The sequence below is a fragment of the Myxococcus sp. CA039A genome (assembly GCF_013336645.1).
Lineage (GTDB): Bacteria > Myxococcota > Myxococcia > Myxococcales > Myxococcaceae > Myxococcus > Myxococcus llanfairpwllgwyngyllgogerychwyrndrobwllllantysiliogogogochensis.
Window position 1 is genome coordinate 1 of record NZ_JABUMQ010000305.1, and the last position, 13,968, is coordinate 13,968.

Here is a 13,968-nt window from a genome sequence, read left to right on the forward strand (position 1 = left end):
GGCTGCGCCTGCATGGCGGGAGGCGGGGCCACCGGACGCGACACGGGCACCGTCGCCATGGGCATCGGCGGGAGCTCGGGCAGGGCCTCCACCACCTCGACGCCAGTGATGACCTCCTCCTCGCCGACGTCGCCCTCGTAGTCCGCGCCACCGCGCAGGGCCTGCGCGTAGACGGACTGGAACTCCTCCTCGCTCATCAGGTCGGGCGGCTTCTCCTGCGCCTTGGCGATCTCCGCTTCCGCCTGGGGCGAGCCCGGCTTGGGACGGGGCCGCACCGCGTTCATGTCGATGGCGCGCAGCGGGCGGAACGCCTTGGTGTAGCGGCGCAGCAACTGGTTCATCCGGAACTCGGGGATGACCACCGGCACCACGCGCTTGCCCGTCTTGAAGGCAATCGCGTCCAACGTCTCGAAGTCGTGCGGGTTCACCACCGCGACGCTCAGGCGCGTCGCGTCCACCCGCATGGGGAGCAGCTCCTTGTCATCCGCCTGGTTGGCGGGCACCAGCTCCAGCGCCTTGGGATCCGGCACCATCTCCCCGGAGGCGAACGCGCTGTTGTGCAGGGAGCCCAGCACCCGGGCCAGGTCCACCTCGGACACCAGCCCCAGCTCCACCAGGTTCGTCCCGAGCCGCCCGCCATGCACCACCTGCGCCTCGAGCGCCTCCTCGAGACCCTCCGCGGTGACGAGGCCATCCTTCAGGAGCTGTTCGCCCAGACGCATGACCGGCTTGTAGCCGCGCCCCATCCCGGTCCGCAAGCACGCACACCCCTCCCCCTAGTCCTCCGGGTGGTGACTGAGCGCCACCCGGTTGCCCTCTGGATCCCTCACGTACACCGTCCACCGCGTCTCGTGCTCCAGGGGTACGCCCGCCTGAGTAAGCTCGGACACCACCGCGTCGCGCTCTGCCCTCGCGATGCGGAACGCCAGCATCAGCAGGCCCGGCCCCGGGTGCCGGAAGGGCTGGGGTTCGGGCTCCGCGCCCGCCGCCTCGATGGCCAGGAAGCCGCCCCCGGGCACGCCCACCCAGATGCTCCGCAGGGTGCCGTCCGGGCGCGGATGCCGGGTGAGCTCGGGAAAGCCCAGCAAGTCCCTGTAGAAGGCTGTCACGCGCTCGATGTCCCACGCCTGGATGGCCACGTGGTGGAAGCCCTGAACGTTCATGGGGGCGATGCTATGGTCCGGCCGCCCATGGCGCGACTGCTCATCGTCGAGGACAACCACGAGCTGGCCTCCCTCATCGTCTCCACGGCCCAGAGCCGGGGCCACGACGCGCGCGCCGTGCACACCGGCGAGGCCGCGCTGGAGGCGCTCAGCCCCGGCTCCACGTGGGACGCGGCGCTGGTGGACCTGCTGCTTCCCGACATCCGAGGCAGCGAGGTGCTCGGTGCCCTGCGGGCCCACGGCATCCCCGCCATCGCGGTGAGCGGTGTGTACAAGGGTGACCGCTTCGCGCAGGAGGCCGTGCAGGTCCATGGCGCCCGAGGCTTCTTCGAGAAGCCCTTCGAGCTCATCACCGTGATGGAGGCCCTGGAGCGCGCGGGCGGCGTCGAGCCCGTGCCCCGCGCCGCGCCTCCCGTGGAGGAAGACGCGGCCCAGGATGAGCTGCTCGACGACGTGGACCTCATCGTCCTGGAGGAGCTGATTCCCGACACGGAGGAGGACGCGGGCGAGGCCAGTGCACCCATGCAGGCCATCCCCGACTCCGCGCCGCTGCCCGGCCTGGAGAGCGAGGAGCCGGCCCTGCCGCTGCCCTTCGCCCACCGGGGGAAGGTGTGGACCGACGCTCAGCCCGCGTCGGCCAAGACACGGCGCGCGCTGCCCGAGTGGTCCCTCGGTGGAGACCTGAAGGACACCTCCGTGGCGCGGCTGCTCAACGCCTATTACGAGGCGCGCCACCACGGGGAGCTGAAGCTCCAGCAGGGCTCCATCCTCAAGGTCGTCTACTTCGAGTCCGGCCGCATCGTGTACGCGGCCTCCAACCTGGCCCACGAGCGCTTCGGTCGCTTCTGCGTCCGGCGCGGCGTGCTCACGGAGGAGAAGCTCGCGGAGGTGGCCGCCGTCGCGAAGCAGCAGGGGCTGCGCACCGGCGAGGCGATGATTCGCCTGGGCGTGCTGGATGCCCCGAGGCGGCGACAGCTCCTGGAGGAGCAGGTCCGCGAGCTGCTCTGGTCCACCTTCACCTGGACGGAAGGCGCCTACGGCTTCAGCGCCATGAGGCCGCAGCGCGCGGACCTCGTGAAGCTGTCCGTCTTCCCGGGCGACCTGGTGCTCGAGGGTGTGGAGAAGACGGAGACGCTGGTGGCCCTGCGTCAGCGCATGGGCCAGGGACGTCGCCTGTTCCCCACCGCCGACCCGCCCTACGGCCTGCACGAGTTGAAGCTGCAAGGGCCGCAGGCCTTGCTCCTGGCCTACGCGGACGGCAGCAAGACGGTGGAGGACCTGCTCGCGCTGACGGACCTGTCGGAGCGACAGGCCCTGGCGACGCTGCGGGGCCTGGAGCTGCTCGGCGTGCTGGAGGAGCGGCCGGAGACGCCCAGCCGCCGCCACCGCATCTCCTTCGGCCTCTGATTCAGCGCCGCGCGCCGTCCCGACGACGGCGCAGCCACTGAGCCACCGCGAGCAAACCCAACAGGGCCCCGCCCGAGCTTCCCTGCGAGCAGCCACAGGACGAGGATGGCTCGCGCGACAGGGCTCCCGATACGGGCACGCCGTTGAGGAACACCTCGCCAGTGAAGCGCGGCGAGGACAGCAGCCGAGGCCGGGCCACGTACGTCAGCGTGCTCGTCGCGTGCGCGGCGAGCGCGACCCCCTCCACGGCGAAGCCTCCCTCATCGGACTGCTCCGCGAGGGCCAGCCCCGCGACCTTCACGCTGCCGGGCACGAGCTCCATTCCCTCGACGCGCTCCACGTAGCGCAGGCCCGTGACGGCACAGTCGGTGGTGTTGCTCAGCTGCACCACCACACCCACCAGTCCGGTCTCCTGGCCGGAGGCGGTCTCCGTGGAATGCGCCACGTCGACAAAAGGCTCCGCGACAATCGGCACCGTGTGCACCCGCGCCGCCGCGTTGCCCCCACCCGCGTCGGCACTGACGCGCAGGGTGACGGACGTCCCCACCAGCTCCTGCAGGCCTGTCTCGCGCGTGGCCACGGTGACGCTGCGGCCCGACAGCTCGCCCTGCGCGAGCGCGGGGCCACCTTCCTGGGACCAGGAGACGCTCACGTCCGAGCACGCGTCGGGAGGAATCTCCTGCGTGAGGGTCGTCGTCGCGCCCTCGCCACAACGCGCGACGAGCGCCTCACCCTCCAGCTCACCCAGGGCGACCGCTCGCGCCTCGGAAGTCACCGTCTGTCGCGCCCGGCCCGCCTCGACGGGGGCGGCGACGTCGGAGAAGAGCTCGCCTCGCACCGTGTACGGGGTGGCCGAGCAGACCGCTGGCAACTGGAAGCGCCACGCACCGGGCACGGGCACCACCTGGGAGGAAATGGGCGCGCCATCGGCGGACTCCAGGAACATGCGCGCCTTGAGCGCATGCGCCCCAGGGCAGCGCAGGGACGTGCCCAGCGTCGCCTCGACGTCCTGCCCGCCCGTGACACGCATCGACAGGTCGAGGCTGGCGGCCGACACATCCTCCGCCTCCGGTTGGGCCTCCACCTTCACCACGGACTCCGGCCCTTCCAACACGCCGACTCCCGCGACGGTCATCCGGTTGCGGGCCACCAGCGTCAGCGACGTGCTCGCGCAGCCTTCCGCTGACACCTGGAGCACCGGCGCGGCGACGGGCGAGGTCAGGTCGACGGGGTTGCCTGCACCATCCTTCACCGTCAGCCAAGGAGGCACCGCGCCCCCATCCTGGAGCCGCCACACCGTCTCTACTTGCGGCAGCCCCGCCGTGGCTTCACAGGGGTGCAGTGCTTCGGGACGCAGCTCCACGGTGTGCCCAGAGGTCAACGGGCGCACGGTGTTCGGCGCAAAGGGCGCCGCGGGCTTTCCCCACGGCCGCACGTCCACGGTGAACGTCGTGGGCTCGGATGGAGCCAGGCCCTTGTCCCTCGCCCGCACCTCGTACGTGTAACGCGCGCCTGTCGCCGAGCAGAGGAAGTCCGAAGGCATGAACGTGGCGGAGCGGCCGCCCGCATCCGTGTGCAACACCGGCTGGCCCGGGGGCGTGCTCCACACGTAGTCCACGGACTCGCAGATTCCGGCGCCCGGTGACGCGGCGAACACGAGCGCGGGGCCTCCCGCGGACGTCGTGGCCTGGAGCGGCATCACCACGGGCGCCCCAGGGCCCTCCGTGTTTTCAATGAGCACGGACACGGTGGCCTGCCGGTCATGCGTGCCCAGACCATCCGAGGCGAACACCGTGAACTGGGTCATCGTCGGCTCGCAGACCACTGGAGCCGTGAGGGACAGCGACACCGCGTCCACCCCGGGCGTGGCGTTGACCTGCACCAATGACTGCCCCACCTCCGCGGAGACTCGGACCGCGTCGCCGTCCTCATCGGTCGCCGTCACATCCAGCGTCCGCGTCGTGGCCTCGTTGATGTTGACCGGCGCCGGAATCGCGCCGAACACCGGTGCCACGGCGTTGACGTAATAGATGACGTTCTGCACCGGGTTGTGCAGGGTGATGACGCAGAAGGTGGAGTCCACGCAGGACACCTGGGCGAACGGGTCCGACACCGGCAGCGACGCGTTGGCGAACGCGGGATGAATCCGCCACGTCACCCCCGAGTCGGCCGCGCTTCCCGTCGGCACCGCGCCAAGCACGACGTTCTCTCCGCCGTTGCGCGTGCCCACCGCGAGGCCAAAGCCCGTCCCCCGGCTGCTGCTCAGCTCGGTGTTCATGTCCACGGACACGATGCTCACCGGTCCCGAGTCGAGCAGCGTGACGCGCTGGAAGTCCTGGGGAACCGGCGATGCGGAGAGCGGCGCGCGGAACAGTCCATCCGAGTTGCCCGCCAGGATGATGGGATACACCCCGCTCGTGGAGATGAGGTCCACTGTCAGGAGCGGCAGCGTCGTCAGCGAAGCGTCCATGTTGAACGCGGCCTCGCTCCGGTCGCCTCGGATGTAGAGGAGGTTCGGATTGCCGACGACGGGGATGATCGCATGGGCCACTCCACCCGCGGTCTCCGTCACGCCCATCACCGACGTCGCCTTGTACTGCCCCGTCTCCAGGACGCGGGTGTTCCACGGGAAGGTGGCGGTTTGGGACGGGCTCGCGTGCAGCAGCAGGAACTCGTTCGTATCGACCGCGACGGAGGCGTAGCCAGTGCCCGACGCGGTCTGTATCACCCGGCGAACCTCGGTCGTCGTCGCGGTGGGCAGCTCCGGGAGGATGCTGTCAGGAGGAAGGCAGTCGTTGTGGGCGAAGATATCCCCATCCCCCCGCACGCCCGCGAAGCAACCCGAGGACAACAGCAATGTGCCCACGGCGGGCGACAAGACCCGGTTGGCCACCTGCTCCCCGTCGATGTGGAGCTCCACGCCCTGGGAGGAAGCAATGGCGACGGTGCCAGGACGCCACACCCTCACATCGCTCGGTTCTCCCGCGACCGGGAGGCCTTCCTTCCACTCCGCGGCGGCCACCGCGGACAGTCCCAAGCAGAGGCAGATGAGGATGCCGGAGCGCACGCGATACTCCTAGTAGGCGAGCTCTGCCCGGAGGTAGAGACGGTCCTGATCTTCGGACGACTCGGAGCCCAAACCCAAGCCGCTGAAGCCCAGCAGTGTGTACCCGACGGCCATTCGGAGCTTCTCATCCATCCGATATGCCACTTCAGCCCGCACCGCTGTCAGCCGGTCGCCGTCGGGTGAAGCCGTCCGACGCGCCAGCTCGCCCGCCACTTCCAGCCCACCCACCACCCGGACGGCGGGGCGCACCGTGCCCGTCCACACCCACCGCGAGGAGCCTTCCAGGCTGCTGTGTCCCGTGTGCAGTCCCGCCGCGACGGAGAACCTGTCGCCCAGGCGCACCGCGGGAAGCAGGGAGAGAATCTGGAGCGCCCTGTCGCCGAAGGCGGCGCGAGTGCCCGGCAGCAGCTCCCGGGTGACTCCGTAGCGCGCCACCACGAGCCACGGTCCGGGTCGCCACGCCAACGCCGCGTAGCCCTCCAACAGCCGGGCCTCCAGCGCGTCGTCGTTGAGGGTTCGCGAGAAGTCCACGCGACCGGAAGCCGTCACGTCGCGCGCCAGCTCCGCCTCGGCGGCCAGCGCCACCACCGTCTGCAACCGGTCCACGGCCTCCGTCGTGCCGCGCTCCGGCGTGCCCTTCTCCCGTCGCAGTTCGAACCGGCCCTCCACCCGCAGCTTTTCCAGGAGCAGCTGTCCGAAGACGCCGCCCGCGTCGCGCCGCAGCGGAGGATTCACGTCCAGCAGGCTGCGCACGCCGCGCTCGTAACGAGCGCCCACGCTGAAGCCATCCAGCACCGACTTCTGGAGGCCCACCGCCCGCGACAGCCGCACGGACGTCGCGTCATGCAGGCCCACCTCCTCGACAAACAGCGCGGTGCCGCTGTCGGGCAGCTCCGTGCGAGCGCCCGTGAGCGTCCGTCCGGCACCGAAGTCCGGCCCATCCACGTCCACCGAGTAGCCGCCGTAGTACACGTCCGAGCCACGACGAGACTCCACGTTGGCCCATGCGCGAGGCCCCAGCTCCGGCCCCCAACCACCGCGCACACCCACGCGCGTGTCGCGCCCCAGTTCGACGTCCACGCCCGCCGCGCTGAACGTGTCGTCCACGCGTCCCGGCCCCGCGCCATGCAGGGACAGCTTCTGGCGATGCGAGGCCTGGAGCCAGAGGCCGTCGAGCAGCCGGTAGCGACCCGCGACGCCCATGGAGGTGCGGCCGCCTGTCAGCGCCTCGCCCTGCCCCACGACCTCCGCCGCCTTGAGTCGAGCATCCCGCGCCTCCACGCTCACGCCCCAGGTGGACTCCTCCCACCCCACGCTCGCGCCCACGGTGCTCGCGGAGAAGGGGTTGTCCACGAAGGGCTCGCGAGGGTCCGCCGAGTTGCGACCATCCGCGAGCAGCAACAATCGGAGCCGTCCCACCGGCTGACGCAGCCGCAGCGCGAGTTGCTGGAAGCGCGCCGCGTCCAGGTGCGCGCCATCCGAGAAGCCCCGCCCGCGCCAGCGATAGGACGCATCCACGGTGCCGTCGCCCCACAGGCCCGGCCCCCGCATGCGCAGTCCCAGGGCCTCGCCGCCCGTCGCCAGCCCCGCGCCAGGGCGCAGGAAGCTCAGGCCTCCGTCGTCGGACACCCCGAACACGGCCGAGTCCACCGCCATGCCACGACTGGAGGCCGCCTCCGCCTCCAGTGAGTACGCGCCCAGTCGCGCCGAGCCCCGGCCCGAGTACAGCGTGTAGGGACGGCCCTCGCGGCCTTCCCGCACCGCGGCCAGCCCCACGCGCGCGCCGCCCCACTCGGCCCACACCTCGCCACCACCGGAGTCCTCCGTGCCCGTCGTGCGCAGCGCCGCGTAGTCGACGACGAGCACCGGCTCCGGAGCCTCCGTGAGCATGTCGGTGCGAAGGAAGGTGTCGCCCGCGAGGAACGACAACGGCCGCGACAGCAGGATGCGCCCGGCGAAGTAGTCGATGTCGTAGTCGCGCCCGCGCACCAGGTGGCGCTCCGCCAACGGCAGACCGGTGACGCCGTCGCGCACCTCCACGCGAACCAGCTCCGAGCCCTCCGCCACCGACACCGCGCCCAGGTAGAAGAGGCTGCCGCCCGTCGCGCGCAGCTCTTCATGGGCGGGGACGGCCGAGAGCCCCCGCGTCGGGTCCGTGAGGCTGCCGCCGAAAGCATCCACACCGGCGCGGAGCCCCGGGCCCTTCTCGCTCGAGGTGGTCAGCTCCGCATAGGGGCCGAAGAGGGGGCGGTGGTAGCGGCCCACCTCGCGGTCCTGCACCAGCGCCCGGTACGTGCCCAACCCCGCGCGGCCGAAGTCCGGGTGACGCGCCTCCACGCGAAGCCGGGCCTCGGTGGCGTTCGGCGTCAGCGACACCGAGTCGTCGCCCCACTCCTCCGGCGAGAAGTCCGGGTCCGCCACCCGGTCGAAACGCTCGGGGACGCGAGGACGCAGCCAGTCCGGAAGCTCCGCGCCGCGCAGCGTGCGGCCATCCGTGTCGCGCAGGTCCAACTCCCCCACCACGTCCACCGGCCCCAGGCGCACTTCCGCGTGCGCCGAGCCCCGGCCTCGCAGCTGGAAGTCGCTGTCCGCCGGCGAATAGCTCGCTTCGAGGTCCAGCAACCCCACCGCGAACGGCCTCGGCTCCGCGAGGATGTCCACCACCGTCTCGTGCGCGGAGCCTCCTGGCGGCGTCAGGGCCAACGTCACGCGGTTGTTCCCTGAAGCCAGCGTCACGGGGACCTCCACGCGACCCTCGGGCCCGACCACGGAAGACTCACCCTCAGGGCCTCGCACCGACGTCCCCGCCGGAGCCTCCACCTTCAGCCGGGTGACACCACTGGCCGCGGCCTCGCCACGCGCGGAGGGGAGCTGGAAGGAGCCCACGAGCACCAGCGGCCTCGGCACCACCAACCAGCCTTCGGCCCGGCGCACGACGTCGACCTGCTGCCGTGACAGGCGCACCCTGCCATCCGGAGCCGTGGCCTGGATGGCCAGCGTGTTGTCCCCGGCGATGAGGGGAACCCAGGCGCTCCACCCACCGCGAGCATCCACCTCCGCGTCCAGCGCACCGACGCGCACGCGGTCTCCCACGGCGGCCTGACCCGCGAGACGAAAGCGCACGGCCCCCTCGCCGGCGACCACGTCCGCCACGGGAGGTACTCGCGAATAGGACAGCTCCAGCGGCGGCGCATCCGAAGCCAGACTGCGCACCGCGAAGTCCTGGAGGGCGACGGCGCCCCACGGCACCTCCACCGTGGCGGCCTCCGGAGTCACACGACTGGCGGCCGGCAGCGAGCGCGGATCCACCTTGAGCCGGTGGCGCCCCGGACGCAGGTGCAGGCCGCGCGTGGCGTCCGGCGTGCGTGAGTCCACGCCCGTGAGGTGGAAGCGTCCTCGCGAGTCCGTGCGCACCTCGCGCCCCGTCGTCAGCACCAGCCGCACTCCCGCGACACCTGGCTCGTCAACGCCACAGCGCCCATCCCCATCGACATCCAGACACACGCGACCGGCGATGGTGGACGCCAGCGAGGGCACGTCCATGGACACGCCCTGTCCCCAGGCCGCCCCGGCGCACAGCATCGCGCTCACGAGCAGCACGCCCGGAAGTCTCATGGGCGCACCTCGATGAGCGCGGTGACACCCGTGGCCACGTCCGCCACGGAGACGCTCACCGGACGCGTGGAGCGCACGGTGAACGACGTGCGTCCCTCGCGGACCTCTTCGCCCTCACGCGTTCCGTCCGACAGCGCGACATGCACCGCGCGCCCTTCCAGGACGTGCCCGCGAGAGTCCTCCAGCCAGTACGTCACGCGAGCGCCTTCCCCGCGGAGCCGCACGTTGACGGGAACCTCGGGCGCCACGCGCACCTGCTGCGAGACGGCCTCCGGCACGAGCGGCACATCCAGCGGATACGCCAGTCCCTCGCCGCCCAGGACGTGGACGGTGCGCACCAGTCCCGTCCACAGGCCATGCGCCACCAGGTGTGTCCCCGGCGACAACGCGCCCAGGGCCACCGTGCCGTCCAGGCCCGTGGTCAGCTCATGTCCATCCAGGCGCAACGGCTGCGAGGGCACCGGCAGTCCCGCCAGGTCGGAGACGCCCGCATACAGCACGCCTCCGCGCGGCCACACGGCGATGCGCGCGGGCTCGCTGCCCACCGGCCCCCAGGCCCGAGCGCTCAGCGTCACCTGCTCCGCGCCCCCGGCGACAGGCGGCTGCCAGGCACTCGCGAAGTCACCGGGCGCGGACTCCACCGCGGGCGTGAAGCCACCCTCGCGAGCCTCCAGCGACAACGTCGCTCCGGGGCGTGCACGGCCGAGCGCATCCCGCGCGCGCACGGACACCTGCGCCTGGGCGCCCCGGTGCACGAGCGCCTCCGACACGGACATGGCCAGCTCCGCCACCGGCCCCTGCACGAGCTGCAGCGACAGCACCTCGCGAGAGCCCGCGCCGCGCTGGGGCCACGCGGCTTCGATTCGCTCGTCATCGCCGAGCGTCCGAGGCGCCGTGTAGAGCCACTCCAGCATGCCGCCCGCCGCGCGTGACGGTCCTCGCAGGACACCGCGACGCGCCTGCGCCGTCACCTTCGCGTCCTCCACGGGCTTGCCCAAGGGGTCGCTCGTCGCGCACAGGAGCCGCGCCTGAGACACACCATCCGCCGGCAGTCGCTGCGGTTGAAACACACACGCGAGCCCGTCGGTGGGCGGCAGTTTCAAGTCGATGTTCTCACGCCGCGCATTGCCGGCCCTGTCCACCACGCGGCCCTGGCCGAAGCGATGTCCCGGCGGCACGACGATGGGAAGACGGAAGCGGCCATCCGGTCCCGCCGTCACGGGGCCAAAGCTCTCCCCCGCGATGTCGATGGAGATACGCGCATCCGGCTCCGTCGTGCCCGGCAGGTTCACCGACGCGGCGAGCGGCACCAGCACGCGCCCATAGGCCCCGTGGACGGACTGCGGACTGGGCCACGCGGAGAACGCCACCAGGATGGCCACCTCCGGATGGCGCGTGTCCGGGAGGACGTAGCGCGCGCGATAGGTCCCCGGCGCGACGCGCTCCAGCCCTTCCACCCTGCCGGTGCTGACCCGCACCACTGGCGGCGCGCCGCTGTCGTCAGCCGTGCCGTCCGGCCGCAGCAGACTCACCGTGAGCACCGCCTCCTTGTCGCGCCCCTTCACCGGCGCGGCGGGCTCCAACCCCAGCTTCACGTCCGTGGCGGGAGGTCCGAGCACGAAGCGCGCCTGCGCCTCCAGTCCATCCACCCGCGCGCGCACCTGCACGTCGCGCGCGCCTGGGCGGGGCACGACGATGAAGGTGCGAAGCGGCGGCTGCGCGGGCCCTTCTCGAAGCTCCGCGCCGTCCACCGTGAGGGTCGGCGTCCCCACCAAGGGCACCGGCACTCCGGACGCATCCTTGCGAACCACCGCCACCGGGAAGCCCTCTGGCGTCACGGCGGACGACGGCCCAAGCAGTTCGAGTGTGTCGGCTCGGGCCGAAGCACACACGCACAGCATCACAAGGACTGGGAGCGGAAAATGTTTCAGGACGAGACGAAGTCTACAGGGCCCGTCCGCTCCGCCGAAGTTCCTTCCGCGAAACCCTCACGGAGACACGCCGGGGACGCGCCAGCCACAACGCCACCAGCACCAACCCGGCCGCCGCCATCGACGTGCCTCCCGCGCTACACCCTGCTCCATGTGTTTCGCCTTGCGGCACAAAGGTCAGGGATGACACCCCACCCACCTCGAGGGACAGGGGAGCCACGTACTCGCCGGGGATGCGCTCCTCCCCCTTCACGGGAGGCGGCGTCACGTCGCACTGTGACGCGGTGCCATAAATGCGAATGCGGAAGGAGCTTCCGGCATTTCCGGAGATCAGCGCCGCCAGCCAGGTGTTGCCATCCAGGGTGACATCCCGGGCCACGAGCGACACGGTGGGCTTGAAGCTGGAGGGGTCGACGATTTCGGCGCCGTCCAGCCACACCCAGCCGGACGTGGCGCGCTCGCCGCTGTAGCCGTTGTCGACGCACAGCACCCCGGCCCCCAGGCCGTAGAAGCCGAGTGACACCGCATTGGGCTGGCCCGTGGTCCGCGCCACTTCCAGCGCGGCGAGCAGCGGCGTGGACCCCGGCTGCGTGCACACCGCCTCGGCCGTGCGCGGAGGCTCCGCGGACGCCACGTCCTCGCAGGGGGCGTTTCCCGGCAGCTTGAAGGTGAACGAGTGCACGTTGAAGTCACCGTTCTCCGCCACCGTCCACACCACCCGCACCGTGCCGTCGTCGGCCACGCTCAAGTCGTTGAGGTTCTCGTTCTCCGCCGATTTGGTGAGCAGGTAGAGCGTCTGCGTATCCAGGTCGTAGAGCGCGATGTCGAAGTCGCCCTTCGCCGGGTCCTTGCGCTCGAAGGCGATCAACGAGCCGCTGATGCTGGGGTTCGCATCCAGTCCCGGCAGCGCGAGTCGCTGCTCGGTGCCGCCATTCACCGGCTTCCAGTAGATGTCGCGGTCCGACACCCCATCCACCGTGCGCGTGCTGGCGTAGACGACGATGTCCCCATTGGTGTCGGGCTGCGACTCCTCGCCCTCGCTGCCGGTGAGCGCCTGCGAGTTGAAGCCATTGCCAGCCCAGCGCGCCTGCCAGATGTCGCAGTGCTGCCCCTGCGCGTCGCACTTGGCCCAGACCACCGTCTTCCCGTCCGGAGCCACCGACGGCGTGCGGTCCAGCATGCGATCATCCGTGAGCCGGGTGAGCGTGCCCTGGTCCAGATCGAAGAGGGCGATCTCCGGCTCCAGCGTGCTGCCGGTGTAGCCGAAGTCCTGCCACGCCACGGTGCGACCGCCAATCACCGCCGCCCTGCGACTGCTGCCCGCTTGTGGCGCCAGCTCCACCGGCGCCTGCGCCTTGCCCACCTCGTACGTGAAGATGGCGCTGGAGGTGTTGACGCGGGTGAACACCACGGTGCTTCCGCTGATGTCCGACACGAAGTCGAACGCGCCGTCGTTCGGAATCGCCTGGTCCGTCCCAGACGCCAGGTCGTGGTAGCGAATCTCGCTCGTGCCTCCGGATTCGCTCGTGTAGGCGACCAGGGCCCCGCTCACGTGCGGGTCCGTCTGGTCTCCAGGGCCACCGTTCACCAGCTTCGCGGACCCGGAGAGACTGCCGACTTCAGGGGAGGCGGGGGACAGCGCAGGCAACAAGCACGTCAAGAGGGCCAGAGCGCGCAGCATCGGAAACCACCTTCCCGGGGGGACTCAGGAACGACAGACCCATGGCCCGCACAAGGCGCAGTGGGCCCGGAATGCTCCCCGGAGCGTGCTTCCCACGGCGGTCACGGCCGGCCGGACTTCAGGCCCCGCGGCTTTGCGCACCAGGCCTTTCGGCCAGGATTGCCCTTGAACAGGAACGACTGTGGTTCAGAGTCTAGGGAGACCCCCTGGCAGGGGTCAAGCCGACTGCTTGCCCGCACGCTCCCCGAGTCAGGGAGCCGCGTCGCTGGCCTGGTTCCAGATGTCGGGGTCCGTCTTGAGCGAAGGCGGCCGGGTGTCGACGATGAGCTCCGCCTTCTCGTGCTGCTCGACACGACCCACACCCACGGCGCGCACGTCCACGGTGTTGGAGCCTTCGCGCAGCTTCACCTTGCGCTCGAAGCGTCCGTCCGCGTCGGCGAGGACTCGCACGTTGTTCACCTGGACGCGGCTGCCGGGTGTCGTCTGGCCCCGAACCACGAGGTCCTTCTCCCGGCGCGTGCGCTCCGAGGGCCAGTCCACCTTGAGCAGCAGGCTGGTGGGAACAGCCGCCGGCTCCGACGGGGCCTGACCGGGACGGATGACGGACTGCTGGCCCGCACGGACGATGACGACCTTGCCCTGACCGAGCAACGTCACTTCACCCTCGCGCGTGCCCACGGCCACGGTGCCCTGGCCGTTGTTGCTCATGGTGAAGGCACCGGCTTCCTGCAGGGTCGCCACCGCGTCGCTCTGCGCTGCCTTCACCTCGAAGGTGTGGCGCTTGCCGGGACGCACGACGGCGGTCGCCATGCCGTTGGCGAGCAGGATGCGGGACACCGACGCGGTCAGCTCCTCCACGGACACCTCCGTGCCCGGGTCCATGCGGAACTCCACCGCCTCACCGCCGATGAGCACCGCGTAGGAGCCGTCGTTGGTGCGCACCTTGTCGTGCCGCCGCAGGGCCATGCCCACGGAAGCCGTTCGCCAGGTGCCGTCGCCTTCCTTCACCTCGACGGTGCCCGTCACCTCGGTCAGCTCCAGCTCCATCGCCTTGGGCACCACGGGCGCCGGCACCGACACCACGGGCGGAGCGCTGTCTCTTAT

The 13,968-nt window shown here is 71.1% G+C and carries 7 protein-coding genes and 1 pseudogene; 1 reads left to right on the forward strand and 7 read right to left on the reverse strand.

What is annotated here, in order from left to right:
• A pseudogene (locus HR086_RS36790) lies at positions 1-722 on the reverse strand (hypothetical protein); the annotation flags it as partial.
• A 54-nt stretch (positions 723-776) separates the two neighbouring features.
• Positions 777-1,163, reverse strand: coding sequence for a VOC family protein (locus tag HR086_RS36795; RefSeq protein ID WP_174455597.1), 387 nt, complete (start codon positions 1,161-1,163; stop codon positions 777-779).
• 12 nt (positions 1,164-1,175) lie between these two features.
• On the opposite strand from HR086_RS36795, the gene HR086_RS36800 reads away from it, so the two are divergent.
• Complete coding sequence (locus tag HR086_RS36800) at positions 1,176-2,570, forward strand: response regulator (protein ID WP_174467967.1); 1,395 nt, start codon at positions 1,176-1,178, stop codon at positions 2,568-2,570.
• A 1-nt stretch (position 2,571) separates the two neighbouring features.
• Here the strand turns inward: HR086_RS36800 and HR086_RS36805 are convergent, their stop codons facing one another.
• The 5 genes from HR086_RS36805 to HR086_RS36825 form a co-directional block, all read right to left on the reverse strand.
• Positions 2,572-5,637, reverse strand: a complete 3,066-nt coding sequence (locus HR086_RS36805) for a hypothetical protein (protein ID WP_174467968.1) — start codon at positions 5,635-5,637, stop codon at positions 2,572-2,574.
• Between the two features lie 9 nt (positions 5,638-5,646).
• Positions 5,647-9,252 (reverse strand): flagellar motor protein, encoded by a 3,606-nt coding sequence (locus HR086_RS36810; protein ID WP_174467969.1) that lies wholly within the window; start codon positions 9,250-9,252, stop codon positions 5,647-5,649.
• Complete coding sequence (locus HR086_RS36815; protein ID WP_174467970.1) at positions 9,249-11,153, reverse strand: hypothetical protein; 1,905 nt, start codon at positions 11,151-11,153, stop codon at positions 9,249-9,251. The genes HR086_RS36810 and HR086_RS36815 overlap by 4 nt, the downstream gene beginning before the upstream one ends.
• 43 nt (positions 11,154-11,196) lie before the next feature.
• The gene (locus HR086_RS36820; protein WP_174467971.1) at positions 11,197-12,864 is read right to left on the reverse strand and encodes a hypothetical protein; all 1,668 of its coding nucleotides are present in this window, start codon (positions 12,862-12,864) and stop codon (positions 11,197-11,199) included.
• A 249-nt stretch (positions 12,865-13,113) separates the two neighbouring features.
• A partial coding sequence (locus HR086_RS36825) for a FecR domain-containing protein (protein WP_174467972.1) occupies positions 13,114-13,968 on the reverse strand: 855 nt, incomplete at its 5' end.

Excerpts from the sequence above, each read along its gene's own strand:
- HR086_RS36815 (WP_174467970.1), bottom strand. The coding sequence starts at position 11,153 with ATGCTGTGCGTGTGTGCTTCGGCCCGAGCCGACACACTCGAACTGCTT.
- HR086_RS36795 (WP_174455597.1), bottom strand. The coding sequence starts at position 1,163 with ATGAACGTTCAGGGCTTCCACCACGTGGCCATCCAGGCGTGGGACATC.
- HR086_RS36800 (WP_174467967.1), top strand. The coding sequence starts at position 1,176 with ATGGTCCGGCCGCCCATGGCGCGACTGCTCATCGTCGAGGACAACCAC.
- HR086_RS36820 (WP_174467971.1), bottom strand. The coding sequence starts at position 12,864 with ATGCTGCGCGCTCTGGCCCTCTTGACGTGCTTGTTGCCTGCGCTGTCC.
- HR086_RS36810 (WP_174467969.1), bottom strand. The coding sequence starts at position 9,252 with ATGAGACTTCCGGGCGTGCTGCTCGTGAGCGCGATGCTGTGCGCCGGG.